The organism is Nocardia sp. GCM10030253 (genome assembly GCF_042675075.1).
Lineage (GTDB): Bacteria > Actinomycetota > Actinomycetes > Mycobacteriales > Mycobacteriaceae > Nocardia.
Window position 1 is genome coordinate 352,969 of sequence record NZ_JBHTDL010000004.1, and the last position, 26,063, is coordinate 379,031.

Genomic DNA, 26,063 nt, shown 5'->3' on the forward strand with positions numbered 1-26,063 from the left:
ATTCGCCAGCCTGGTTACGCCGCAACGCCACAACCCTCAGGAGACGATACGCACCGCGTACGGCATGATGCCGCCCTCGCGTACCGGGGACACCCGGACGACCTCACCGGATTGTGGCGCCTCCACCATTTTTCCGTTGCCCAGATACAGCGCGACGTGCTGGCTACCGTTGGGTCCCCAGAACAGCATGTCCCCGCGGGCGCGCTCGCCGACGGGAACCCGGGTGCCCGCGTTGTATTGGTAGCCGCTGTAGTGCGGCAGCGAAACGCCGACTCCGGCGAAGGCGTAGATCATCAACCCCGAGCAATCGAATCCGACCTTGTTGTAGTCGCCGTGGCTGTCGGCGACACCGCCGTCGCGAATGCCGAGGGTCGGTCCGTCCTCGTCACCGCCACCCCAGGCATAGATGACACCCAGCTGGGACATGGCCCGGTCGACGACCGTCTCGACAGCGTCGGAGCCGCCGATCGACGGCAGGCTCGGGCTCGTCCGCGGCGTGCTCGACCGCGGCGGCGGCGAGTCCTCCATCTGGATGTGCGGGCGCTTCCCCTCGCCCGCCTGGGCCGCGCGCTCCCTGGCGGCGGCGTCCTGGGCAGCGCGGGCGGCGGCGGCCGCCGCGGCGGCGCGGATCGCGGCTTCCTCGGCCTTACGCTGCTCGTCCCAGGCCAGGAATGCTTCTCGTTGTCCTTGCAGCCCGGCCACATTCGTGCGCGCGGCATCCAGTCGCCCCTGGGCGGCGGTGCGCTCGCGGACGATGTTGTCGCGCAGCACGGTCTGCTGATCCAGCTCGGCCTTCGCCGCGGCGACCGCGTTCGCCGCGTCGATCTTCTTCTGCTCGGCCACCGCGGCCGCGGCGTCGGCCTCGGATTTCGCCTGGCGCGCGCTGGAATTCTTGTTGGCCTGATCGATCTGGGCGCGCCGCAGGCCGTCGAGCACCTGCTGCTGGTTCTTCGATACCAGAGTCAGCACCTGGGCACGGTCGAGGGCGAGGTCAGGGGTGGCGGAGGTGAGATAGGTGACCATCGCGCTGGAGCCGGGGCGGGTATAGGCCTGGGTGGCGAACTGGTCGAAGTTGCGTCGCGCCTCACCGACTTTGATTCCGGCATCGGCGAGTTCGCGCTGGGTGGCGACGACCACCGCGGCGGCCGCGTCGGCGGCGGCACGAGCGTTCTGCAGATCGACAAGGGCCTTGTTGACCTCTTCGCGCTTGCGCGCCACGGCGTCGTCGAGCTGCTGCAACTGCTGGTCGGCCGCGGCGATCTGGTTGATCAATCCGCCGACCTCGGTCACTCTGGCGTCGACTTGGGCTCCGGCATCAGCGATCTGCCCGTCGCTCGGGTTCGGTGGGGCCGGTGGCACCGCGGCGGCGGGTCCCGACGTCACCACCACGACAACCGAGACCAGCAACCCCAGAGCGACCCACAGCGGACGCCGAGATCCGGTTACGCCGTTGTTGCGCATCGCACCTCCCAAGGACCCGGCTCGGCTTCGCCTCACGAGCATCAGCCGAACCATCGAGCTCAGTAGTCGGCAAACAGCTCTCTCGACACTTCTTCCCCATCAGTCATCATTCGAACCGTACGACACATCCGTCACCAAAGAAACTCCAGCAACAGAATCACAGCCGCGTAATTTTCCCTTTGCCCGAAATTAGCCGGATGCGCACAAGGGTTCACTCGGTTGAAACAAACCGACCGTCAGGAAAAGTAGCCGAACGGATATCAGTCAGTGCGCGAAATCTTGGTCGTCGCCTCGACCCGAAACCCCGACCGGCACAGATTCCTGCGACGCCCGCCGAGACTTGATCCAGTACAGCCCGCCGACCACGATCGCCGTACCGACCAGCAACACACTGGTGATCGCGGTCCAGGAGATGGCGTCCGGTCGCTCCAGCTGATCCACGAAGAGCTGGGCTGCCTGTGCGGAATGCGCCTGCTGACTCTTCGAAACGTCTTCGGCCCGCTCCAACTCGACCCGGCTGATCGAGTCGCTGTAGGTGCCGACCCAGTCGTCACTGAGGACAACGACGGTTCCGTGCTCGGTCTTGCCGACCACGGTGGCAAGGTCACGTAAATTGGAGTCGTGGCCTGGATTGCCGGGGATCACCACGATGCTGAGCTCGATTCCATGGGACCGAGCATCGGCGACGACCGCCTCCAACGCCTTCTGATCCTTGCCCTTGGGTGTGGCGACATGGTTGTCCGCTACGTCCCTCTTGATGGCGTCCAAGGATTTGTCGTCGATCCCGGGCGGCAGGTCGGCGGCCATGGGTGTGAAAACCGAGGTGTGCGAGACGGTCATCTTCCATCCGGTCTGTCGAGCCGCACGCGAGGCGACGGGCATCCAACACTGCGGGGTGAGCGATGCTCTGAGCCGGTACATGCCCACCGGCCACCCCTGCAACTCGAAAGCACAGTACGCGACGGTGTGTCGGGCCGCCCTCACGCGGCACACGGTACGGCCCCCGCGCGTTTCACAGGACAAGCGTACTGTTAGGCTCGAAGGCGCGAGGAGCCAGCACCTTCCAGCGCTGGAGCCCTCCATAGACGTATCGCTAAACCAGCCACTGGCACAGCCCCGCCGGTGGCAACCCTCACAGACGAGTGGAGCTGACGTGACGACAAGTATCGATACTTTCGGCGCCAAGGGCACCCTCGAGGTCGGAAGCAACTCCTACGAGATCTTCCGCCTCTCCGCCGTGCCCGGCACCAAGAAACTTCCCTACGCACTCAAGGTCCTCGCGGAGAACCTGCTCCGTACCGAGGACGGCGCCAACATCACCGCCGATCACATTCGCGCCATCGCGGATTGGGATCCGTCGGCCGATCCGAGCATCGAAATCCAGTTCACCCCGGCCCGCGTGATCATGCAGGACTTCACCGGTGTGCCCTGCATCGTCGACCTCGCCACCATGCGTGAGGCCGTCGCCACCCTCGGCGGCGACCCGAACAAGGTCAACCCGCTCGCGCCCGCCGAGATGGTCATCGACCACTCGGTCATCATCGATGTGTTCGGCCGCGCCGACGCACTCGAGCGCAACGTGGACATCGAGTACTCCCGCAACCGTGAGCGCTACCAGTTCCTGCGCTGGGGTCAGGGCGCGTTCGACGACTTCAAGGTCGTCCCCCCCGGCACCGGCATCGTGCACCAGGTCAACATCGAGCACCTGGCCCGCACCGTCATGGTCCGCAACGGCCAGGCCTACCCCGACACCTGTGTGGGCACCGACTCGCACACCACCATGGTCAACGGCCTCGGTGTGCTCGGCTGGGGCGTCGGTGGTATCGAGGCCGAGGCGGCCATGCTCGGCCAGCCCGTCTCCATGCTGATCCCGCGCGTCGTCGGCTTCAAGCTGACCGGCGAGATCAAGCCGGGCGTCACCGCCACCGACGTGGTGCTGACCGTCACCGACATGCTGCGCAAGCACGGCGTCGTCGGCAAGTTCGTCGAGTTCTACGGCAAGGGCGTCGCGGAGGTTCCGCTCGCGAACCGCGCCACCCTCGGCAACATGAGCCCCGAATTCGGTTCCACCGCAGCGATCTTCCCGATCGATGAGGTGACCATCGACTACCTGCGCCTGACCGGCCGTAGCGACGACCAGCTCGCGCTGGTCGAGGCTTACGCCAAGGAACAGGGCATGTGGCACGACGCCGACCACGAGCCCGCGTACTCGGAGTACATGGAGCTCGACCTCGGCGACGTGGTGCCGTCCATCGCAGGCCCGAAGCGTCCGCAGGACCGAATCCTGTTGTCGGAGTCCAAGGTTGCCTTCCGCAAGGACATCCACAACTACACCAGCGACGCGGAGAGCGGCCCCGCCGCCGTGACCCCGCACACGCACCTGGACGAGGCCATCGAGGAGTCCTTCCCGGCCAGTGATCCGGCGGTGCTGTCCTTCGCCGACGACGACTCGGAGTTCGTGCCGTCCGCCGCGAACGGCGCGACGGGCCGTCCGAGCAAGCCGGTCAAGGTCTCCTCGGAGGAGTACGGCGACTTCGTGCTCGACCACGGCGCGGTGGTGGTCGCCTCGATCACCTCCTGCACCAACACCTCCAACCCGTCGGTCATGCTCGGCGCCGCGCTGCTCGCCCGCAACGCCGTCGAGAAGGGCCTGACCTCCAAGCCGTGGGTGAAGACCTCCATGGCGCCGGGTTCGCAGGTCGTCAACGACTACTACAACAAGGCAGGCCTGTGGCCCTACCTGGAGAAGCTGGGCTTCTTCCTGGTCGGCTACGGCTGCGCTACCTGCATCGGCAACACCGGCCCGCTGCCGGAGGCCGTGTCGAAGGCGATCAACGACAACGACCTCTCGGTCACCGCGGTGCTTTCGGGCAACCGCAACTTCGAAGGCCGTATCTCCCCCGACGTGAAGATGAACTACCTGGCCTCGCCGCCGCTGGTCATCGCATACGCACTCGCGGGCACCATGGACTTCGACTTCGAGACCGATGCGCTCGGCCAGGACACCGACGGCAACGATGTCTTCCTGAAAGACATCTGGCCCTCCTCGAAGGAGATCGAGGAGACCATCGGCACCTCGATCAGCCAGGACATGTTCGTCAAGTCCTACGCCGACGTGTTCAAGGGCGACGAGCGCTGGCGCGGCCTGCCCACCCCGGAGGGCAAGACGTTCGAGTGGGATCCCCAGTCGACCTACGTGCGGAAGCCTCCGTACTTCGACGGCATGCCGCAGACCCCGAACCCGGTCACGGATATCACGGGCGCGCGCGTGCTCGCGTACCTCGGCGATTCGGTCACCACCGACCACATCTCCCCGGCGGGCAACATCAAGCCCGGCACCCCGGCCGCGCAGTACCTGGAGACCAACGGCGTCGAGCGCAAGGACTACAACTCCTACGGCTCGCGTCGCGGTAACCACGAGGTGATGATCCGCGGCACCTTCGCGAACATCCGGCTGCGCAACCAGCTGCTCGACGACGTTTCGGGTGGTTACACCCGCGACTTCACCCAGGACGGTGGCCCGCAGGCGTTCATCTACGACGCCTCGCAGAACTACCAGGCCGCGGGCATCCCGCTGGTCGTGCTTGGCGGCAAGGAGTACGGCTCGGGTTCCTCGCGAGACTGGGCCGCCAAGGGCACCAGCCTGCTGGGCGTGAAGGCCGTCATCACCGAGTCCTTCGAGCGCATCCACCGCTCCAACCTCATCGGCATGGGCGTCATTCCGCTGCAGTTCCCGGCCGGCGAGTCGGCCGCGTCGCTGAAGCTGGACGGCACCGAGACCTTCGACATCGCGGGCATCACCCAGCTGAACGAGGGTGCGACTCCGAAGACCCTGAAGGTCACGGCCACCAAGGAGAACGGTGACAAGATCACCTTCGACGCCGTGGTCCGGATCGACACCCCCGGTGAGGCCGATTACTACCGCAACGGCGGCATCCTGCAATACGTGCTGCGCAACATGATCAAGGGATAACACCCGGACGATCACGGTGACTGTGCGTGAAAGTTCTTGCCCCGCTTGTGAAAGGCTAGGCTCGAACTTTCACGCACAGTTCGTTTGCGGCAACGGCGCGGAGCTTGCGGAGCGCCAGGAAGACTCTAGCCACGAAACGGAGACTGTGTGCCCAAGGTCAGTGACGATCACCTCGCCGCCCGGCGCAACCAGATCCTCGACGGCGCACGCAGCTGCTTCGCCGAATATGGTTACGACGGCGCCACGGTGCGCCGCCTGGAGGAGACCACCGGACTCTCGCGCGGTGCGATCTTCCACCACTTCCGCGACAAGGACGCCCTGTTCCTGGCGCTCGCGCAGGACGACGCCGAGCGCATGGCCGACGTCGCCGCCCACCAGGGTCTGGTGCAGGTGATGCGGGACATGCTCGCCGACCCGAAGCAATTCAATTGGCTCGGAACACGTTTGGAGATCGCGCGGCGGTTGCGCACCGACCCCGAATTCCGAGCCAACTGGGAGCAGCGCTCCGAAGAGCTCACCGCCGCCACCCTGGCTCGCCTCGAGCGCCGCAAGGCCGAGGGCAGACTGCGCGACGACGTCCCCACCGATGTCCTCCTCGGCTACCTCGATCTGGTCCTGGACGGCCTCATCGCCCGCATCGCCTCCGGCCACACCAACGAAAACCTCTCAGCGGTACTGGATCTCGTCGAAGCTTCGGTCCGCCGCAGGGAGTGACCGCCGCAACGCCACCTGGTGACGCGTCGTCGTCTGTGGTCCGCTGGAGCCGAGGTTGGCGAGCGCCGACGGGCTGGACCGGCGGATGCTCGGGCGACTGGAGGTCTCATCCAGCCGCGGTGTACGCGCCGGAAAGGTCGCATCGGGTGCTACCGGCCGGGATTATGATCAGTACGTCGGGGCTCGAGTTTCGCCTCGAGCGCTGGACGCCATGAGCGGTGGCGGTTCGACGCAGGGCCTGGTCTGCCGCGAATATTCGGCGGAGATCGGTGCGGCCCACAGATCCACTCCGGCCTACGAGAGAGTGCACGGTGTCCGATGACGGTATCGAGGGGACGCAGCGCGACCTGAGGTTCGGTATCGCGGCGGAGTTGGCCGAGGCCGGCTTCGACGATGCCCGAGAGGTCGGCCGCGGCGGCTTCGGGGTCGTATACCGGTGTATCGAGCATGCTCTCGACCGCGCGGTGGCGGTCAAGGTCCTGTCGACGGAGGTCGACGTCGACGGGCGGGCTCGCTTCCTTCGCGAACAGCGGGCACTCGGCCGGTTTTCCGGGCATCCGAATGTCGTGCAGGTGCTGCGCGCCGACATCACCGCAACCGGCCGTCCGTTCATCGTGATGCCATTTCATCGCCGCGGATCCCTGGATTCCCGCATTCGAACCACCGGGCCGGTGCCCTGGCAGGAGGTGCTGTCGATCGGCGTGAAGCTGGCGGGCGCTTTGGCCTCGGCACATGCCGTCGGCGTGGTGCATCGTGACGTGAATCCGGGCAATGTCCTGCTGACCGACTACGGGGAGCCACAGCTGGCGGACTTCGGTATCGCCCGTATCGGCGATATGTTCGAGACCGCGACCGGGCTGGTGGCCGGGACACCTGCGTATACCGCTCCCGAGGTTCTGAAGGGCGCACCACCATCGGCGGCATCGGACGTCTACGGTCTCGGTGCGACGCTGTTCTGCTTGCTCACCGGTCACGCGGCCTTCGCAAGGCGCAATGGCGAATCGATGGTCGCGCAGTTCGTGCGGATCACCTCTGAACCGGTGCCGGACTTGCAGGCGCAGGGCGTGCCTCCCCTGCTGCACGCCGCCATCGAAATCGCAATGGCACCCGATCCGGCGGACCGGCCCGCATCCGCCCGAGACTTCGGCGAGCGGCTGCGCAACCTACAGTTCGCCTGCGGTCTGCCGGTCGACACGCTGGCTGTCCCGATCGGGGCCGAAGCAACAGCCAGCGCAACGGCGCACGCGGTTTCGCGCACATCGCAGACGCCGGTGACCGCCGCGTCGACGCCGACCACCAGGTATCGGCCACGGACGTCACCGCACCGCCTGGTTGAACGCCCAGCGCTGCTGCGGCTGCTGCGCGACGGGCAGTCACGACGCCTGGTGCTGATCCACGCACCCGCCGGTTTCGGCAAGAGCACCCTGGCGACACAGTGGGCGGACATCCTCGAAGCAGACGGGTTGAGCGTCACCTGGCTCACGGTGGACACCGACGACGACAATGTCGTGTGGTTCCTGTCCCACCTCGTGGAGGCGGTGAGACACGTACGGCCCACGCTTGCCGCCGAACTGGCCCAGATTCTCGAAGAACGCGCCAGCGACGCCGCCCGGCATGTGATGACGATGCTCATCAACGAGATCCACGCCCACGGTGAAACGGTCGCCGTGGTGATCGAGGACTGGCATCTGATAACCAGCCCTGCGACGATCGCGGCGATGGAATTCCTGCTCGACAACGGATGCCATCACCTGCGAATGATCATCACCAGCCGAAACAGGACGGGGCTCCCGCTAGGACGGATGCGGGTGCAGGACGAACTTGTCGAGATCGACGAAGGACAGCTCCGATTCGATACCGCGGAAACAGCGCGGTTCCTCGCCGGGGTCGAGGGCGTCGAACTGGACGCGTCCGAAATCGACAACCTGTGTGAATCGACCGAAGGGTGGGTTGCCGCACTGCAGTTGACCGCGCTGTCACTACGCGGAAAGGACCGGCCCGGTAAGTATCTGGACCAGATCTCGGGTCAGCACTACACCATCGGCGAATACCTCATGGAAAATGTCGTGGCGGCCCTCGATCCCCCGGTCCTCGATTTCCTGATGCGGACCACGGTCACCGCCACGATTTGCGGAGACCTCGCGGCAGTGCTGGCCGAGGTACCGTCCGGGCAGCAAATGCTGGAGGACCTGTATGAACAGGATCTGTTCCTGCGCAGCGTCGACGGTGACCTGCGCTGGTTCCGATATCACGGATTGTTCGCAGATTACTTGCGCCGCAGGCTGATTCGGCAACATCCCGGCCTGATCGAGCAATTGCACGCGACCGCGTCGACCTGGTTCGCCGCCCACGACATGCTCGCCGAAGCGGTCGATCACGCGCTCGCGGCGGGTACGCCGGACCGCGCGGTGCGCCTGATCGAGGAGCATGCCGACGAGTTGCTCGAGAACGCTCGGATGGCCACCCTCCTCGGTCTCGTCGCGAAGCTGCCCACCTCACTCGGTATCGACAACCCCCGGCTGCAACTGGCGATCGCCTGGGCGACCATTGCCCTGCAACGCACCCCCGCGACCCGCACCGCGCTGGAGCGGGTCGACTCCGCGATAGCGTCGCTGCCCGCCGACGATGCGCTCGGCACCGATCTTCGCGCCGAGGCCGCGGTAGCCCGGGCGGCCGATTCGATGGTGATGGACAGATGCGCCGAACTGCCGGACGACGTGACCGCACGCTTGCAGGCGCCGATCAGGCCGTTCTTGGCCAATGCCCTGGCCGCCACCGCATCGGCGATTGCGCTGTGCCGCTTCGACTTCGAAGGCGCTGCCCGATGGCACGAGTGGGCCGCGCCCTATCGGACGCGCACCACCGGTCCGTTCGGCGCCGTCTACAGCCACTGCATCGCCGGACTCGCGGCATTCGATCGGCTCGACATCGTCGACGCCGAGGCGAGCTACCGGACGGCGTTGCGCCTTGCGCTCGAGACCGGCACACAATCCCACGCCACTCGCCAGTCCAGCGCATTACTCGGGGATCTGCTGTACGAGACCGGGCAGTTCGTCGAGGCCGAAGAGCTGCTGGCACCCTGGCCAGGAATGGAAGGCGGCACCATCGAGGTCCTGCTCGCCGTCTACGGCACCGGAGCGCGGCTGGCGGCGTTGCGGGGCGATCTCGATACTGCCGAGGCACGGCTCGACGAAGGGCAGCGGATCGCCGACCATCTGATGCAGCCTCGGGTCGCGGCCCGGATCCTCAACGAACGGGTTCGCCAAGACCTGCCGATTCCCGAGGCCGATCGCGAGAAACTCGAGCACCTCCCGACCTATCGTCGGCAACCGGACGCCATCCTCGCCGTCACCTCCGAGCTCGCTCAGGACTCGGCCGTCCGCCTGCTGCTCGCGCAGAATTCCGTTGCCTCGATTCGGTCCGCCACCGCCAGAGCCGAGCAGCTGGTGCGGGTAATCGAGTCCCAGCAGCGGCCACGGGCATTGCTGCACGCTCAACTCCTGTACAACTGCTGCCTGTCGGCATCCGGAAGGTCCGACACGGCGGCGGCGCTGCTCGCGCCCTTGCTGCGACGCTGTGCCGAACTCGGCTTGGTCCGAACCGTTGTCGACAGCGGACCCGCGATCGCTCCGGTGCTGGAGACCCTGTCCAAGGCGTCCGACGAAAAGACCCGGCCGCCGGGCTTGTTCCTACGGCAGGTGCTGGCTGCCATCGATCAATCGCACCGGCAGGGGTGACCCGGCACCGCACGACCCGATTCGATCGGGTCCGATCCCCACATCGAAGACAAGTCACCCCGCCCGATCGACGAATTCTCCGCATCGAGCCACACGCCCGCCGGGTTCAGTGGTTGGCGTTCAGGTAGTTGGCGGCGTGGGTTGTCCAGAGGATGTCGGTGCCTGGCATGTTGTGGCCGGAGTAGAGGACGTGTTGGCCGTCGGGCCATGGGGTGAGGTATCCGATGACTCCGTTGACCGCTGTGGCATAGCGGTTGAGGTTGGCAATGGGGTTTTTCATCAGGAAGTTCAGCAGTTCCGCGAAGATCAGTGGTGCCACGTTGCCGACGCGGGCGCCTTCGACGAAGGAGAACGGCGAAATGCCTACGTCGATCACTCGCAGTGGGGAGTTCCCCGGTGACGAAGTGATGATGTCGTGCGGGTTCGCGTATTCGCGGACGTCCAGAACCGGCCAGTTGCCGCGTTCTCCGTGCAGGCCGTAAGTCGTTGCGGGGCACAGATTGCCGACCGACTGGCCGCGCTTGCGCAGCGGGTTGGCGATGTTCACCGTGAAAGCGATCTCGAGGGGGGAGCCGTCGGTGTTGGTGTACTCGCCCGACCGCACTCCTTCCAGGATCTTGCTCGCGCAGATGCCGCCGAGTGAATAGCTCAGCAGGCCACAGACATTCGGCGAGTCCTGGATCGCCTGCACGCCCGCCTCGACGCCGCGGCGGATCGAGGTGTTCAAGGATGGACCCCACACGTCCGGAGTCGGGCCGACCGACGCGGGCCAGTCGGGTTCGAAGGAGGTGAAACGATCCGGGTCGAGCAGCTTGGTGACGTCGCGAAGCATGCCCGTCGGTGTCCCGTCGGTATTCCGCGGCTCACCCGTGCCGCGGAGGGTGATGATGTCGATCATCGGTATTACCCCCATGTCCGTGCGCTGTCTGGAAGCTCAGCGTAGGACCGCCCCGCACCCGACACGCGAGTAACGGACTACTTCATTTCGTGCAGGTCAGGCGTGTTCGAGGCTGCCGAGCAGGATGCGGGCGATGCGGTCGAGTTCGCGACGTTCCTTTGCCGAAAGCACCGACAGGATGCGGGTTTCGTTCTCCGTATGCGCGGTGACCACCGTGTCGATGAGCGTGCGTCCCGCATCGGTGAGTGCGACGCGGATGGCGCGGCGGTCCTCGGCGTCGGCGATGCGTCGGACCAGCCGGGCCGACTCCAGGCGGTCGAGTCGTCCGGTCATGCCCGCGCGGGACAGCATGAGCGTGTCGGCGAGCACCGACGGGTTCAGCTCGAAGGGTTCTCCCGAACGACGCAGCGCCGCAAGCACATCGAACTCGCCGCGCTGCAGGCCGTGTGCGGTGAAGACGGCCTCGATCTCCCGTTGTGCGACGACGAGGAGTCTCCCGAGGCGACCGATCACCGCCATCGCGTCGAGTTCGAGGTCCGGTCGTTCCCTGCGCCACTGCTCGACGATCGCGTCGACGGGATCCTGATTCATCTCAACCATGGACAAGATTCTATTCGCTGAGATATAGTTCGGTAGCGAATTATCAACGACCGAACCAGTTGGAGAAGATCATGGACACCACCACCCGCACGTTCGCCATCCGTCAGCCGCACGACGCGGAGGTGCTGCGAACCGACTCGGTCACCATGCGACTGCTCATCGACTCGAGCGAGGCGGGCGGCGCGGTGAGCCACCTGGAGGTCAGCATGAATCAGGGCGCCGACGGGGCGGCCCCGCACTACCACACCAGGTCCGATGAGCTCTTCTACGTCGCCGACGGCGAATTGCAGGTGCTCGCGGGCGACGAGATCATCACCGTCGGGGCGGGCGGATCGATCGTGGTGCCCAAGCTCATGCCGCACGCCTTCGGTGCCACCCCGGACAGCTCGGCACGAATCCTGATCGCCCTCATGCCCGCCGTCGAACGCTTCGGCTACTTCCGACTGCTCGACCGGCTCGCCAAAGGCGAGGCGACCTTCGAGGAACTCGCGGCGTCCCAGGAGGAATTCGACAACCACTTCATCGATGCACCGGCCTGGTGGGCCGAGCGCAACGCGAACCGGCGTTGACTCCGACACTCACCGAATGCGGACTCCAACCGACAGAGCGATACCCGATCACGCGAAATGTGGCGAGAACATCAGCCTGCACGGGAACAATCCGCGGCGAACGCGAAGTTTTCCCTGACATGACCTTTTCCGTCCCTGTCGTGGTGCGCGGCTATGAGCTCGATACACAAGGCCACCTCAATCAGGCCGTGTACCTGCAATACGCCGAGCACGCCCGCTGGGAATTGCTGCGCGCGGCCGGAGTAGGCCAGGACAAGCTCCTGGCCACCGGCGTCGGACCGGTCGTACTGGAGACCACCATCAAGTACCGTCGCGAACTTCGCGGCGGCGACGAGGTGACCATCACCTGCGAATTCGATTGGCAGCAGGGCAAAACCTTCCGCATCCATCAGGAGATCCGCAAGCTGGATGGAACGGTCGCCGCCGAGGTTTCGGTCATCGGCGGCGTCCTGGACCTCACCGCACGCAAGCTCGTCGAGTCGCCTGGTGAATGCTTCCGCGCGCTCGCCGAACGACCGGACCTGCTCGGCGTCTGAACGAGCTCACGTACCCGCCCCGCGGCCGGTCGGCTCCGGCCTGAACCGCACGGTCGGCTGTACGACCGCCAACACTCGGCAATACCACTAGGCATACCTACGTATTCCGATAGCTTGACGCTTGCTGACCATCGTTATTCGTCGCGCCGAAAATCTTTCGGCTCAAGCGCATCCCACGCCGTATCCGGTTTGCCAGCCGCCGTGAAATCTTTCGATCCGAACCGATCAGGGGCCCCTGCACGTTATGCTTCAGTTCACGCTCGGGGGCCCTGGCAAATCGCGAGCAGATCGGAGAATCCACTATGACCGACGCCATCCACCTTCCCGGTACCGCGCCGACGGGAGATCGCGTTCCCGCGTTGCAGGGCCTACTGGTGGCCGAGTCGGAACGAGCTATTACCGTCCGGGTCACCGAGGGCACCTGGACGTTCCGTAGGGACGATGTGCTGCGGGTGCTCGCCGACGATCATGCCGCGAATTCCGACGGTCGTCCGGTACTTGTCGACATTCGCCCCGGCGCCACCGCCGACTTCACCCGCCGCCTGCGCGTCGACCTCGTCGAGCGGCCCATGACCATCGCGGCCGAGCCGTCGCTCGCACTGGGAGATGAACTGCTGCAACAACTCACGACGTCGTGGGCCGATTCGCTCGAGCTCGTGGACTGCCCCGGCGTCAACAGTGCGACGTTCACCTATTGCCAGACCAAATCGTTCGACAGTAGCGACGACGGCATCAACTGCGACAGTCTCGACTGAACGGGACCCCGCATGGCGGCGCGCCGTACAGGTTCGGTCCTGATCGTTACCGAATCCGATGATCTGCACGGCACCGCCATGGCGGCGACGTTGCGAGAACACCACGGGCTCAGCCCGATTCACCTCGACCTACGCGACTTCCCGCGCGAATCCGGAAGCTTCCGGCTCGACCGGTTCGGTACCGCGCGCTCACTTTCGCACCTGATCGGGATCGACGATGTGCGTTCGGTGTGGTGGCGACGACCGCATCCGACGCGAGTTCCAGTCGGCGTGCGCGCGTCCGATGACGCCTACCGTCAGGCCGAATGCGACGGGTTCATCCAGGGACTGCTCTGGTCGATTCCGGCGAACTGGGTCAACGACCCCGGCGCCGACCGCACCGCGACCCGAAAGATCGTGCAGTTGGAGACCGCGCAGCGGGCCGGGTTCACCATCCCGGAGACACTCATCACCAACGATCCGGACGAGGCCCGCAGTTTTGTCGAATCGCGCTCCGGTGCAGTCGTTTACAAGCGCACCGGCACCGGACGCGCCGAATTCGCCGAAACCAGGATCATCACCAGGTCCGACTTCGGCAGGCTCGCGGGCATCCGCTCCGCGCCGACCACATTCCAGGACTACGTCGAGGCCGAGTGCGATCTGCGCATCGTGTGGGTCGACGGCGTCGAATGGACGGTCCGAATCGATTCACAGGCCGGTGTCGGCCGTGTCGACTCGCGCCTGGACACCACTGTGGACTTCGTCCCCGCCAGCCTGCCCGCATCGGTCAGTAAGTCGCTGGCCACCCTGATGGGCGCGCTCGGCCTGAGCTTCGGCGTTCTGGACCTGCGGCTCGGCCTCGACGGCGAGTACTACTTCCTCGAGGTCAACCCGCAGGGCCAGTTCGCCTACCTGGAGATCAAGACGGGGCTGCCGATCTTCCGCAGCCTCGGCAACCTCCTGATGCACGGCGACGGCGCGGTGCCAGGGTACTGACCGGCTCAGCGGGCGTAGCGCAACAGCACGACCCCGGACTTCGGGAATGTCTCAGTGGCCACGAGCCGCAGATCCTGGCGTGACCCGCCGTCGAACAAGCGCTGCCCCGCGCCCGAACACACCGGGAAAACCAGCAGCCGATACTCGTCGATCGCGTCCAACCGCTCGAACGCCTGCGCCGTCGAGGCTCCGGCGAACACGACCAACGGCTTGCCCGGCGCCGCCTTCAGCTCGGCAACCTCCGCCGCGAGGTCCGCACCGATCCGCCGTGCCGGCTGCCATGGCAGCCGCGGTTCCGGCTCGGATGTCAGCACCAGCTTCGGCAAATCATTGACCAGCGGCGCGAGCACAGCGTCACCCGGTGTCGCCGGATTCCGTTGTGCCTCAGGCCAATACCCCGCGAGCAACTCGTAGGACACCCGGCCGAAGATCTGCGCGCCGACGCTGCCGAGCAGCTCCGCAAGATATGCGTCCAGCTCGGGATCATCGACCCCGACCCAGTCCAGATCACCATCCGGTCCCGCCGCGTAGCCGTCCAGCGTCACCATCATGTGCAGAATCAGTGCCCGCATGTCGATCGCCCTTCCTCACGTACGAACTGCATCGAAGATGCAGACCGGTCGTGCGGAAAGAACTCATCGCGGTGTCGGGGCGCAGTCGCGCCGCGGACACCGGATCCACGCCGACGGTGCTACGAACTCTTCCTGCGGTTTGCACCACCGCGGCTGCGGAGTTGCACATGCGACTCCACCAGCACGTTGTGGATGAAGCCGTACGATCGGCCGGTAGTCCGGGCCAGCGAACGAATGCTGGCGCCCGCCTCGTATTGCTTCTTCAACTGGGTTTGTAGCCGATCGCGTGACTTGCCGGTGACGCGTGTGCCCTTACCCAATGGGGCCTTGACTTGTGTGGGCCTGTCGCTCATGGCTTCCTCCGAGTCGCCGAGCCGCGTCTATTCAGGCTAAGCACTCAGCGGGCCGTGATCAACAGTTCCTTGTGATGAAAATCACGCGAGCTGAATAAGTTCCAGATAATCCTGGGACCAGTGATCCTCGGTGCCGTCCGGAAGCAAGATCACGCGCTCCGGGTTCAGAGCTTCGGCCGCCCCAGGATCGTGCGTGACGAGCACGACGGCACCCGCATAGCTACGCAGTGCGTCGAGCACCTGCTCGCGTGATACGGGGTCCAGGTTGTTGGTCGGCTCGTCCAGCAGCAGCACATTCGCCGCCGAAGACACCAGTCCGGCCAGCGCGAGGCGGGTCTTCTCACCACCGGACAGCGTTCCCGCAGGCTGGTCCAGCTGCGGACCGGTGAACATGAACGCACCGAGCAGACTGCGCAATTCCTGCTCCCCCGCATCGGGTGACGCATGCCGGATGTTTTCCCACACCGACGCGTTGTCGTCGAGCGTGTCGTGTTCCTGGGCGAAATATCCGATCTTCAGACCGCGCCCTTCTTCGAGTCCGCCCGAATCCGGTGTCTCCACGCCCGCGAGCAGCCGCAGCAGCGTCGTCTTGCCCGCACCGTTGAGTCCGAGCACCACCACCCGGCTGCCCTTGTCGATCGCGAACTCCACGCCGGTGAAGATCTCGAGCGAGCCGTACACCTTCGTCAGGTTGTTCACCATCAGCGGCGTCCTGCCGCAGGGCGCGGGTTCGGGGAACTTGATCCGCGCCACCTTGTCGGCGACCCGGATGTCATCGAGTTCCGCCATCAACCGGTCGGCGCGCTTGGCCATGTTCTGCGCCGCAGTAGCTTTCGTGGCCTTGGCACCGAGCTTGGCGGCCTGAACGCGCAGCGCGCTCGCCTTCTTCTCGGCGTTGGCGCGCTCCCTGCGGCGGCGCTGCTCGTCGGTGGCACGGGCGTCGAGATACTTCTTCCAGCTCATGTTGTAGATGTCGGCCTCGCCGCGCACCGCGTCCAGGAACCACACCTTGTTGACCACGTCGCCGAGCAGTTCGACATCGTGGCTGATGACGATCAGTCCGCCGTCGTGGTTCTGCAGGAAACCGCGCAGCCAGGTGATGGAGTCGGCGTCGAGGTGGTTGGTCGGCTCGTCCAGCAGCAGGACCGTGTCGGAGCGGCCGCCGCTGCCGTCGGAGGCGGCAAACAGGATGCGCGCCAACTCGATTCGGCGGCGCTGACCACCGGACAGGGTACGCAGCGGCTGGCCGAGCACGCGGTCGGGCAGGCCGAGGCTGTTGCAGATACGCGCCGCCTCGCTCTCGGCGACGTAGCCGCCGAGCGAGGAGAAGCGCTCCTCCAGTCGTCCGTACTTGCGCACGGCTTTGTCGCGTTCATCGTCGTCGGCCACCTCGGCCATCAGCGCCTGCTGCTTCTCCATATCGCGCAGCAGCGCGTCCAGGCCGCGGGCGGAAAGGACGCGATCGCGGGCAAGCACGTCCAGGTTGCCCTCGCGCGGATCCTGCGGCAGATATCCGATGTCGGTGGAACGCAGAATTTTTCCGGCGTACGGCTCGCCCTCGCCCGCCAGAATGCGCAGCGTGGTGGTCTTGCCCGCGCCATTGCGCCCGACCAGTCCGATCCGGTCGCCGGCCTGCACCCGCAGTGCGGGCCCTGGGGCCGACAGCAGGGTGCGGACTCCGGCCCGGACCTCCAGGTCCGTCGCGGTGATCACAGGCTTCTCCTCACGGATACATGGTGCTGGTCGGTTGCTGCTCGATTGTGCGACGAGATCAGCACAAGAACCACCGATTTTACCTGGCCCGGGAGACCACTCTTGCACTCGGCGAGCTCGGTGTGACCGCCGTAACGCTCAGGGACTGCGGTAAACGTCGAACGCGATGTCGATGCGAGCTCACTCGGAATTCGTCGCCGCGTCCCTGACCGGCCACGCATCGCCGATTCGGGCCCCGAACCCGGTGGTCATCCGACTTTCCGACAGAATTCGTCGATCGCATCCGGTAGTTGGGTGAGAGCGGGCTCCTCCAGCGGGTAATGGCCCGCACCGTCCAGCATGACGGCGGTGACCGGAACTCGCCGCACTCGATCGAGGAAGGTAGTACTGATGTTCAGCGGCGTCCAGCGATCCGCGGTGGGCTGAGTGAGCAGGATCGGGCAGACGGCGAAGTCCTCGGGTTCGGTGGCGGGCACCGCGTTCATGTACTCGTCGAGGAACTTCACCGAAACCCAATTGCCCGCGGAGGTCGGGTCGGCAAGACAATCACGCAGTGCGGCTCGGCTGTTCACGAGCGCCTTCATCTTGCCCGCCAGCGCAACCGGCACCTTCACCACTCCGGCGACTCTGGTGAGCGGACCACCGATCAGGGGAAAGCAGGCGCCCACCGGGCCGAAACGCGCTGTCTGCCAACGCACTTTCCACACCTGCTGATCCATGAAGCAGGTACCGACGATGCCCGCGACCCGCTGGTCGATGGCCGCGACCTGATAGGCGAGCATGCCGCCCGCGCTCAGCCCGTAGAGCACGATCGGCCGGTCGTCCCGAGTGCGCTCATGGGCGAGGAAGTCGACGACCTGGTCGATCCAGTCGCCATAGGACCAGTTGTGGCCCTTCGCCACCGTGGTCTGCCCGTAGCCGAGCAGATCCATTCCGATCGGCTCGACCCCGCGATCACGCATGGGAGCTCCGACGATCGTGGTCATCATGCGCCCGTTGGTACCGACACCGTGCAGCTGCACCAGTTTCACCGGCGCGGCGGGGCGCGGGTAGCGGTCGATATGCACCGAGTGCCCGCGCCACGCCCACTGCTCTTCGCTCGGCAGCTCGTCCCCGACCAGATGCAGGCGCTCAGGAAGATGGCGCTGGATATTCCGCCAGTAGGGCTGGTCGTCGTAAGTCAGGCCCGTCATCGCTCCCGGCTCGGCAGCACGGGCGGAATAGGCGACTGATCAGGCATGATGCTCCTCGCGATCCAAGTCGCGGACAACTGTCCTGGCGAGATGTTTCGAGGCTATATAGAACATTTGTCCTAGTCAAGGATCGCGACGACGATACCGGCGGACTCGTTCTCGGTTGTCCCGACCTGCCGTTCCCAGTGATGAAGACCTGGCCCGTGGGTGAAGAAGTCACAATCGATGGTGAAACCAGCGGCGTCAGAGGAGCGGTCGGATGAAATCTGGGGCATGGGGAGGCTGCGCTGACTAGCAGTGAGTGGCCACAGCTGACTACAGACCTCGACGAGGCGACCGACGACGAGGCGACCGCAGACCAGCCCACCGTGCCGGGTCAATCTGCGTCGACGCCGGACCGACAGTCGGATGCCACAGCGAAAACGGCTCTGGCTCTTGCGAATCTGGGACAGCATCTGCCCGGGTCCACCGTGCCGCAGAGTTCGACCGCACCTTGGCAAGGGTTGCCTGCGGTCCGCCCGACGGCCGCTGGGCCCAACGGTCCGACGCCGATGGCGCGTGACAGCACAACACCTCCGCATACGGTTCCCGCGCAACCTTCGGTCGCGACCACACTTCCGCCGGCCAACGCCCCTGCCGCTGCGGCGCCGGCACCGGCGGGTGTCGATCCAGAGATGCTCCACGACATTGCGCCGACGGCCATGAACGCCGGTTCGGCGGCGCTGTCGGCACTGCCGATGCTGGCCTCCGCGCTGGCAGGGCTGTCCAACAGCGATTCCAGCTCCCCCACCGCGTCCAACTCCGTCACCTCGCCTGCGGCAACCACCGGCGGCGGCCTGACCCCCGAAGCGCAACAAGCGCTCGCGGCGTTGGGATCTTTGGCTGCCCTGTACGGCGACGAGGGCGACACACCCTCGAGCACCAACGGTTTGCAGACACGACCCGCCGCGGTCAAAGGCTCAGGTGCCACGGCAGAGGCCATCAGTGCAAAGTCCATGTTCCAGAAGAATGCGGCACAGGCGTTCAACACCCTCGACAACGGCCTCGCGAGACACCTCATGAGCATGGCTGGATCCAATAAAGTCGACAAGAAAGCCGTACTCCGGCTCATCCGCGAAGTCAACGTGGAACTCGCCGAGCTCGGGCCGAACGCCTACACCAAGGCCGGTCAGCGAACAGTGCACCGAATACTCACCGCCGCACTGCAAAAAGCCCAGTCGATTGTCGGAAACGGTCAAGCCAACGCTTCGGTGACCGCCTCCGCGGTCAACCAGCTCACCAACCAGTACCTCAACGGGCTAGTTGGAAGACGAACAGCGATCAGCGGCACTGCGCGGCCGGGCGACGGCCGAGCCCGGCTGCCCCTCGACTCCGGAACGTACAGGGTCAGTTCCAAATACGGCCCCCGCAATGGCGATCACCACGGCGGTATTGATTTTGCGGCCCCCGCGGGCACCCCCATCTACGCCGCTACCGGTGGCACAGTGACTTACGCCGGTAACAAGGGCGGCTATGGCTATCACGTGCGTATCCGTTCCGCCGACGGCACCGAGACCATTTACGCGCACCAAACCGCGGGCAGCATCAGTGTGAATGTCGGCGACCAGATCCCCGCGGGCACCCCGATCGGCGCGGTCGGATCGACCGGCAACTCCACCGGCAACCATCTGCATTACGAGGTTCGCCGTGGGGGCCAGTCTGTCGACCCCACCGGCTATTTGGCCGCCAATGGGCTACGAGTATGAGCGAACGCTGATGAGTCCGGAGACCATCACGAGGCGACACGGCGAGGTGATCGTGGAGCCGTTGCCCTATTGCCGGGCCATGTGCATGCGCATTTCGCTCGGGACGTCCGTGATCAGGTCCCCGGAGAGGTCGACGGTTACGGTGTGCAGTGTGCCGGTGAACCGGAAGGGCGGCGCGTAGTCGGGTGCCACCGCGGAGCCCGGGTTGGCGCCGCAGGTCATACCACCGGGGTTGAAGGCGACGGGCGTGGTGACCGGGATCTCGGCCTCGCCGACCAGGCGGCGGTCGATGTAGAGCTGGCCGCGGCCCGGTGTGCCCTTACCGTGGGCGATATCGGGCATGCCGGTGGGTTCGAACTCGAAGCGCAGCTCGTGGCGGCCTTCGGGGACCATGTCCGCGGAGTAGACACGGTATATGGTGCGCCGAACGTAGTTGTGGGCGTAGTGCAGGCGGCCGTCCTTGACGTAGAAGGTCCACCCGCCGACGTTGGTGCCCTGGCAGAGCAGGATGCCCTCGGCGCCGCCCGGCGGGATCTCCGCATCGGCGGTGATGCTGTGCGGCCGGTTCAGCACGCGGGGTGCGACAGCCGCCGGCAGCGAATCGGTGCCCGCACGGAGCGTGTAGCTGGTCTGCGCCGGGGTGATCTGGGGACGCTCCGCGATCAGTCGTTGCAACGTACTGCTGTCGATCGGCAGCACGTTGTACCTGCCGGCCTCCACGTACCACATCGAGATCATCTCGATGAGTTTGTCCGGATGCTCGGCGGCGAGGTCGCGGGTCTCGGCGAAGTCCTCGTCGATGTGGAAGAGCTCCCAGTGGTGGGCGTCCAACTCGCCGAGGCCCTCTGCGGTGATGGGGGTGCCGAACGGTTTGCCCGCTTCGGCGAAGGAGGGGCCCGGCCATGGACACACGGCCCGCCATCCGTCGTGGTCGATCGCGCGGTGGCCGAGCATCTCGAAGTACTGCGTGCGGTGCCGAGTCGGCGCGGCCGGGTTGTCGAAGGTGTGAGCGAAGCTGACGCCGTGGAGGGGCGACTGGGGTACGCCTTTGATGGTGGCCGGAGGCTCGATTCCGAGCACGTCGAGGACTGTGGGGACCATGTCGACGAGGTGCGCGTACTGAGTGCGCACCTGACCCCGTGCCGTGATGCCCCGTGGCCAGTGGACCAGGAACGGATCGCTGGCGCCGCCGCGATAGGTCTCGCGCTTCCACCGCCGGAAGGGGGTGTTGCCCGCCCAGGTCCAGCCCCACGGGTAGTGGTTGAACGTACTCGGGCTGCCGAGTTCGTCGATCGCTCGGAGGCTGTCCTCGATCGGTTCGGGGGCGTTGTTGAAGAACTGCAGCTCGTTCGTGGTCCCGGTGACTCCGCCCTCGGCGCTGGCGCCATTGTCGGAGACGACCATGATCAGCGTGTTGTCGAACTCGCCGGTCTCCTTCAGGAAATCCAGCAGCCGCCCGATGTGGTGGTCGGTGTGGGAGAGGAATCCGGCATAGACCTCCATCATCCGCGCGGCGAGGCGGCGCGTGTCCGGTGGCAGCGAGTCCCAGTCCGGCACATCCGGGTCGTGGCGGGAGAGCTGCGCGTCAGGTGGCACGACGCCCCGTTGCTTTTGCCGGTCGAAAGTGAATTCGCGGTAAGCGTCCCAGCCGTCGTCGAACCGGCCCCGGTAACGGTCCGCCCACTCCTTCGGCACGTGATGCGGGGCATGCGTCGCCCCGGTGCAGAGGTTCAAGAAGAACGGCTTGTCCGGAGCGACCTGCTTCGCGCTCGATATGAAGGAGATCGCCTTGTCGACCAGGTCCGCGGTCAGGTGGTAGCCCTCCTCAGGGGTGGCGGGGGGCTCGACCTGGTGGTTGTCGTAGACCAGATCCGGGTGCCACTGGCTGGTGTCGCCGCCGAGGAAGCCGTAAAACCGCTCGAAACCACGGCCGAGTGGCCAACGCTCGTACGGGCCGGCAGCCGATTCCTGCTCCGAGGGCACCAGGTGCCACTTGCCAACCATGTAGGTGTTGTATCCGTGCTGCAGCAGCATCTCCGAGAGGAACCCGTTCTCGAACGGAACGTTGCCGTTATAGCCCGGATATCCCGTGGCTATTTCCGTGATGCCCGCCATCGCGTTGGCATGGTGGTTGCGTCCGGTCATGATGCACGAACGCGATGGCGAACACAGCGCCGTCGTATGCATGCTGTTGTACAGCAGCCCGCCCTCGGCCAGTGCGTCGATGTTCGGCGTGGCTATGGGACTGCCGTAACAGCCGAACTGTCCGAACCCGGTGTCATCGAGCACGATGAAAAGTACGTTCGGCGCCCCCGATACGGCCCGCACCGGCTGAGGCCAAGCCGGACTCGACACGTCGGTCGTCCGCCCGATGATTCCGGGAAAAGCAGTTCCCGGCTTGTATTCCTTCGGCGACATCTGCACGGTCCTCCATCTCGCTGACCGGCATGCGACGCACCGGCCGGCACGTAGGCTCCTCGTTGGTCGAAATTGCCTTTCACTGCGGTCTTGCTCTGCCGGACAGGAATTGCGTGGCGCGCCGCTGGAAATTCCGTAAAGAGCAACAGATTGCAATGGTGAAGTCGCTCCGTGAGTCGTCACCGTCGATGGCTCCGCACGTTCAGGACAGGACCACACGAATGCAAATCGGGAGGAAGCCAACGCCACTCATGCATCCGACGCTTTTTCTTTTGTCCACCGGCTACAGCACAAGTAAAAATGCTAGACGACGAATAGTGTGGCCGCCAGAGGCGCAGTTCGCGCACCGGGCTCGTACGTCGTCGAGATTTTCCAGACGTCGGTGAGTACTGTTCGGGCAGCACTTCGGGCTTCATTCAGCTCAGGTCTCGTGAGCTCGCCGAAGCGTCGACCTTTGCGACCGGTCGACCGCACGCTCGCGCCCTACGCCATCTACTCGCGCCGAGAATGGTGGATCACTCCCGGTCAGGTGTGCCGCTATGAACCCCACAGATCGAGCGAATTCGCTCAGATCATGTGACAGAGGTAACCTGCCGTCACATGAGTACCGATCTGTTGGGCAAGAGCGCACTGGTCACGGGAGCCAGCCGGGGTATCGGCAAGGCCGTGGCAGCCGAATTGCTGAGTCGCGGCGCAAATGTGCTGATCACCGCGCGTAAACCGGAACCGCTCGAAGAGGCGGCCGGTGAACTTCGCGCGTTGGGCCACCAGGGTGAGGTCGTCGCGCTCGCGGGCAACTCCGGCGACGCGGAAAGCCGGGCGGCCGCGGTCGGGCGCGTGGTCTCCGAGTTCGGCTCGCTGGACATCCTGATCAACAACACCGGCATCAACCCGGTCTACGGCTCGCTGATGGAGGCGGACCTCGAGGCCGTCCGCAAGATCTTCGACGTCAATGTCGTCGCGGCGCTCGGCTATATCCAGGAGGCGTACAAGGCATGGATGCGCGATAACGGCGGCGCGGTCGTCAACGTCGCCAGTGTCGCGGGCATCCGCTCCTCCGGCGTGATCGCCGCTTACGGCGCCTCCAAGGCCGCCCTGATCCGCCTCACCGACGAACTGGCCTGGCAGCTCGGCCCGAAGATCCGCGTGAACGCGGTCGCCCCCGGCGTGATCAAGACGAAGTTCGCCGACGCCCTCTACTCCGCGGACGAGGAAGCGGCCGCTTCGGTGTATCCGCTGAAGCGCCTCGGCGCGCCGGAGGACGTGGCGAAGCTGATCGGCTTCCTGGTCTCCGATGAGGCCGCATGGATCACCGGCGAGACCGTCCGGGTGGACGGCGGCCTGTTGTCCACCGGCGGAATCTGACCCGTCCGGACGACGCCGATGGCCGTTCGGCGAATACCGAACGGCCATTGTCGAATTCGGCTTTTTCGGATCGTCAGACCCGGGCGGGCTGCCTGCGTTCGTCCTGGCGGGGCATCGGCGGTGCCGAACCGCCTTCATCGAAGCCGAATCGTGCGTGCAACTTCTCCAGCGGCCCCGGCGCCCACCAGTTCCAGTCGCCGAGCACCTTCATCACCGCGGGCAGCAAGAATCCGCGCACGAGGGTCGCGTCGACGAGCACGGCCAAGGGCAGGCCGATACCGAATGCCTTCATGAAAGTGATGTCCGAGGCGAGGAAGCCGAGGAATACCAGTGAGATCAGCACCGCCGCGGCCGTGACTATGCGGCCGATTCGCTCCAGTCCGAACGCCACCGCCGACTCATTCTTGCCAGTGCGTTCGTACTCCTCGAGAATCCGGGACAACAGGAATACCTGGTAGTCCATCGCCAGGCCGAACGCGACGCCGAACAGCATCACCGGCACCGTCGGCGGCAGATCGCCGGTCACGGTGAAGCCGAGCAGCCCGGACAGATGCCCGTCCTGGAAGATCCAGACCAGCGCGCCGAAGGTTGCGGTGAGGCTGAGCACGCTCAGCACAATGGCGACCAGCGGCAGCACCACGCTGCCGGTCAGCAGGAACAGCACGATCAGCATCACGAGCACCACGAAGCCGAGTGCGATCGGCAGGGTCGAGATCACCGAATCGATGGCGTCGGCGTTGGCCGCGGCGATGCCGCCGACCAATACCCGCGAGGGTGCCGCGACCGCGCGCACGTCGCTCGCCACCCGGTCCAGCGTGCCGGGGTCGGTCGTATCAGGAAGCACCGCGAGGTATGCGGCGTCGATGGCGGCGAAGCGTTTGTGCTGCTCGGTCGGCTGTGCGAGGAAGCCACCGTGCGCGTAGCTTCCGGTGGCGGTGTCCACCCGGTGGACATTCTCGACCTCCGAGAGTTTCCTGGCGTAGTCGTCGAGTCCCTGTGCGCTGTCCGGCAATACGGCGAACAGGCTGTTGGCGTCGGTGGCGGTGAAGTCGCGCTGGATGATCTCGGTGACCTGCCGATTGTTCATCGACTCCGGAAGTGCTCGCTCATCGGGGAAACCGAGCTTGACCCCGAGGAACGGGGTGCCGAGCAGCAACAGGACCGCGGTGACCGCCAGACCGATGGGCACGGGACGACGCATCACGAATGTCGCGAGGCGATGCCAGAATCCCTCGCCGGGCGCGGGCCGCGGCGCACGCAGGAACCAGCCGAGCTGGCCGCTGTCGATGCGGGTGCCGATCAACAGCAGGATCATGGGCAGCACGGTCAGCGAGACCGTTGCCGCGATAACCGCGACCGCCAGGCCCGCGTACCCCATCGAGCGCACCGCGAGCAACGGGAAGAACAGCAGCCCCGAGAGCGCGACGCCGACCGTCACAGCGGAGAACGCGACCGTCCGACCCGCCGAGCGCATGGTCGCGCGCACCGCGGCGGCAGGCTGCGCGCCGGTGGCCAGTTCGTCGCGGAAGCGGTTGATGATCAGCAGGCTGTAGTCGATCGCCAAACCGAGCCCGAGCAGGGTGGCGACATTGGTAGCGGTCGCGGCCAGATCGGTGCACAGGGTGATCAACCACAACGCGCCCATGGTGATCATGACGGTGATGATGGCGACAACCAGCGGCAGGCTGGCCGCGACCAGGCCGCCGAACACGAACAGCAGCGCGAGCAGGGTAACCGGGAAGGCGATGGATTCGCCGAGTATCGCGTCCTTCTCGCTCTGTTTCACAGTCTCGTGCAAGAGCATTGCGTACCCGCCGACGCGCACGTCGAGGACGCCGTGGCGGCCGCCGTACTTGTCCGCGAGGCCGCCGACCTGTCGATCGACGTCCGCTTCCGCACCCAGAATGCTGGCGACGATGAGGCCTTCGGCGCCGTCGGCGCTGACCAGCGCGGGCGGCTTGCCGTCGGTCCAGTACGACGCGACACCCGAAACATTGGTCTCGTTCTTCAGCTGCCGCGCCAACTCGGTTGCGGCGGCCACCGATTCCGGGTCGTCGACCGACTTCTCGGTCTGCACCAGCAGCACGAAATTGGGTGACGCCTGGCCGAACTTGTCGCGCAGGATCTCGGTGGCTCGACTGGATTCACCGCCGGGGTCGGAGTATCCGCCGCCTTGCACGCGGTCGAAAAGCGTCGAGCTGAGCATGCCCATCGCCAGCGCGAACACCGCGAACACGGCCAGGATCTGCCAGCTACGCCGCCTGGTCAGTTCGAACACTGCCTTACCCCTAACTCCTTATGCCGCAGCGGGTCCTGTGACACCGCGTCGGCTCGCCCGGCTTTCGCCACCTACCTGGCCGTTCCCGCCTCGAGCAACTGCCGAGGGTGGACCAGCGCGCCGATCACCGTTGATCACCGCGACACCGGGCATCGGGCGCTGGCGTCGGCGCCCCGAGATCGTAACAACGAACGAGCAAACCCGGTGA

General features: G+C 65.7%; 19 protein-coding genes. 9 read left to right on the top strand and 10 right to left on the bottom strand.

Annotated elements, in window-relative coordinates; translation table 11 throughout:
• Window positions 1-36: 36 nt before the first annotated feature.
• Window positions 37-1,461, bottom strand: coding sequence for an NlpC/P60 family protein (locus tag ACFQZZ_RS05680; RefSeq protein WP_378674935.1), 1,425 nt, complete (start codon window positions 1,459-1,461; stop codon window positions 37-39).
• A 264-nt stretch (window positions 1,462-1,725) separates the two neighbouring features.
• Entirely contained in the window at window positions 1,726-2,301 is a 576-nt protein-coding gene (locus ACFQZZ_RS05685) for a DUF6676 family protein (RefSeq protein WP_378674938.1), read from the bottom strand.
• Window positions 2,302-2,614: 313 nt separating this feature from the next.
• Here ACFQZZ_RS05685 and ACFQZZ_RS05690 point away from each other — a divergent pair, with 313 nt between their 5' ends.
• The 3 genes from ACFQZZ_RS05690 (at window position 2,615) to ACFQZZ_RS05700 (ending at window position 9,885) form a co-directional block, all read left to right on the top strand.
• On the top strand, window positions 2,615-5,434 hold the full coding sequence (locus ACFQZZ_RS05690) for an aconitate hydratase (RefSeq protein ID WP_378674941.1): 2,820 nt from the start codon (window positions 2,615-2,617) through the stop codon (window positions 5,432-5,434).
• 147 nt (window positions 5,435-5,581) lie between these two features.
• The gene (locus ACFQZZ_RS05695; RefSeq protein WP_378674944.1) at window positions 5,582-6,148 is read left to right on the top strand and encodes a TetR/AcrR family transcriptional regulator; all 567 of its coding nucleotides are present in this window, start codon (window positions 5,582-5,584) and stop codon (window positions 6,146-6,148) included.
• 311 nt (window positions 6,149-6,459) lie between these two features.
• The gene (locus ACFQZZ_RS05700; protein WP_378674947.1) at window positions 6,460-9,885 is read left to right on the top strand and encodes a protein kinase; all 3,426 of its coding nucleotides are present in this window, start codon (window positions 6,460-6,462) and stop codon (window positions 9,883-9,885) included.
• A 106-nt stretch (window positions 9,886-9,991) separates the two neighbouring features.
• On the opposite strand, the gene ACFQZZ_RS05705 is transcribed toward ACFQZZ_RS05700, so the two are convergent.
• Together ACFQZZ_RS05705 and ACFQZZ_RS05710 are read right to left on the bottom strand one after the other, a co-directional pair.
• Window positions 9,992-10,783 (bottom strand): hypothetical protein, encoded by a 792-nt coding sequence (locus tag ACFQZZ_RS05705; RefSeq protein WP_378674950.1) that lies wholly within the window; start codon window positions 10,781-10,783, stop codon window positions 9,992-9,994.
• Between the two features lie 96 nt (window positions 10,784-10,879).
• Complete coding sequence (locus ACFQZZ_RS05710; RefSeq protein ID WP_378674953.1) at window positions 10,880-11,383, bottom strand: MarR family winged helix-turn-helix transcriptional regulator; 504 nt, start codon at window positions 11,381-11,383, stop codon at window positions 10,880-10,882.
• Between the two features lie 146 nt (window positions 11,384-11,529).
• Here ACFQZZ_RS05710 and ACFQZZ_RS05715 point away from each other — a divergent pair, with 146 nt between their 5' ends.
• The 4 genes from ACFQZZ_RS05715 (at window position 11,530) to ACFQZZ_RS05730 (ending at window position 14,218) form a co-directional block, all read left to right on the top strand.
• Window positions 11,530-11,952, top strand: a complete 423-nt coding sequence (locus tag ACFQZZ_RS05715; RefSeq protein WP_378676391.1) for a cupin domain-containing protein — start codon at window positions 11,530-11,532, stop codon at window positions 11,950-11,952.
• Window positions 11,953-12,071: 119 nt separating this feature from the next.
• Window positions 12,072-12,488, top strand: a complete 417-nt coding sequence (locus ACFQZZ_RS05720; protein ID WP_378674956.1) for an acyl-CoA thioesterase — start codon at window positions 12,072-12,074, stop codon at window positions 12,486-12,488.
• Between the two features lie 302 nt (window positions 12,489-12,790).
• Window positions 12,791-13,243: a hypothetical protein gene (locus ACFQZZ_RS05725; RefSeq protein ID WP_378674959.1), complete on the top strand. Its 453-nt coding sequence runs from the start codon at window positions 12,791-12,793 to the stop codon at window positions 13,241-13,243.
• 12 nt (window positions 13,244-13,255) lie between these two features.
• Entirely contained in the window at window positions 13,256-14,218 is a 963-nt protein-coding gene (locus ACFQZZ_RS05730) for a hypothetical protein (protein ID WP_378674962.1), read from the top strand.
• 5 nt (window positions 14,219-14,223) lie between these two features.
• Here ACFQZZ_RS05730 and ACFQZZ_RS05735 read toward each other — a convergent pair whose 3' ends face one another.
• The 4 genes from ACFQZZ_RS05735 to ACFQZZ_RS05750 form a co-directional block, all read right to left on the bottom strand.
• The gene (locus ACFQZZ_RS05735) at window positions 14,224-14,790 is read right to left on the bottom strand and encodes a dihydrofolate reductase family protein (RefSeq protein WP_378674965.1); all 567 of its coding nucleotides are present in this window, start codon (window positions 14,788-14,790) and stop codon (window positions 14,224-14,226) included.
• Between the two features lie 119 nt (window positions 14,791-14,909).
• Window positions 14,910-15,143 (bottom strand): helix-turn-helix domain-containing protein, encoded by a 234-nt coding sequence (locus tag ACFQZZ_RS05740; RefSeq protein ID WP_378674968.1) that lies wholly within the window; start codon window positions 15,141-15,143, stop codon window positions 14,910-14,912.
• 81 nt (window positions 15,144-15,224) lie between these two features.
• Complete coding sequence (locus ACFQZZ_RS05745) at window positions 15,225-16,856, bottom strand: ABC-F family ATP-binding cassette domain-containing protein (RefSeq protein WP_378674971.1); 1,632 nt, start codon at window positions 16,854-16,856, stop codon at window positions 15,225-15,227.
• A gap of 248 nt (window positions 16,857-17,104) precedes the next feature.
• Complete coding sequence (locus ACFQZZ_RS05750) at window positions 17,105-18,049, bottom strand: alpha/beta hydrolase (RefSeq protein WP_378674974.1); 945 nt, start codon at window positions 18,047-18,049, stop codon at window positions 17,105-17,107.
• 674 nt (window positions 18,050-18,723) lie between these two features.
• Between ACFQZZ_RS05750 and ACFQZZ_RS05755 the strand changes: the two genes are divergently transcribed.
• Window positions 18,724-19,794, top strand: coding sequence for a peptidoglycan DD-metalloendopeptidase family protein (locus ACFQZZ_RS05755; protein WP_378674977.1), 1,071 nt, complete (start codon window positions 18,724-18,726; stop codon window positions 19,792-19,794).
• A gap of 66 nt (window positions 19,795-19,860) precedes the next feature.
• On the opposite strand, the gene ACFQZZ_RS05760 is transcribed toward ACFQZZ_RS05755, so the two are convergent.
• A complete protein-coding gene (locus ACFQZZ_RS05760) occupies window positions 19,861-22,212 on the bottom strand; it encodes an arylsulfatase (RefSeq protein WP_378674980.1) in 2,352 nt (783 codons plus the stop codon).
• 600 nt (window positions 22,213-22,812) lie between these two features.
• Between ACFQZZ_RS05760 and ACFQZZ_RS05765 the strand changes: the two genes are divergently transcribed.
• A complete protein-coding gene (locus tag ACFQZZ_RS05765; protein WP_378674983.1) occupies window positions 22,813-23,577 on the top strand; it encodes an SDR family oxidoreductase in 765 nt (254 codons plus the stop codon).
• Between the two features lie 73 nt (window positions 23,578-23,650).
• On the opposite strand, the gene ACFQZZ_RS05770 is transcribed toward ACFQZZ_RS05765, so the two are convergent.
• Window positions 23,651-25,855, bottom strand: a complete 2,205-nt coding sequence (locus ACFQZZ_RS05770) for an MMPL family transporter (RefSeq protein WP_378674986.1) — start codon at window positions 25,853-25,855, stop codon at window positions 23,651-23,653.
• Window positions 25,856-26,063: the final 208 nt, after the last annotated feature.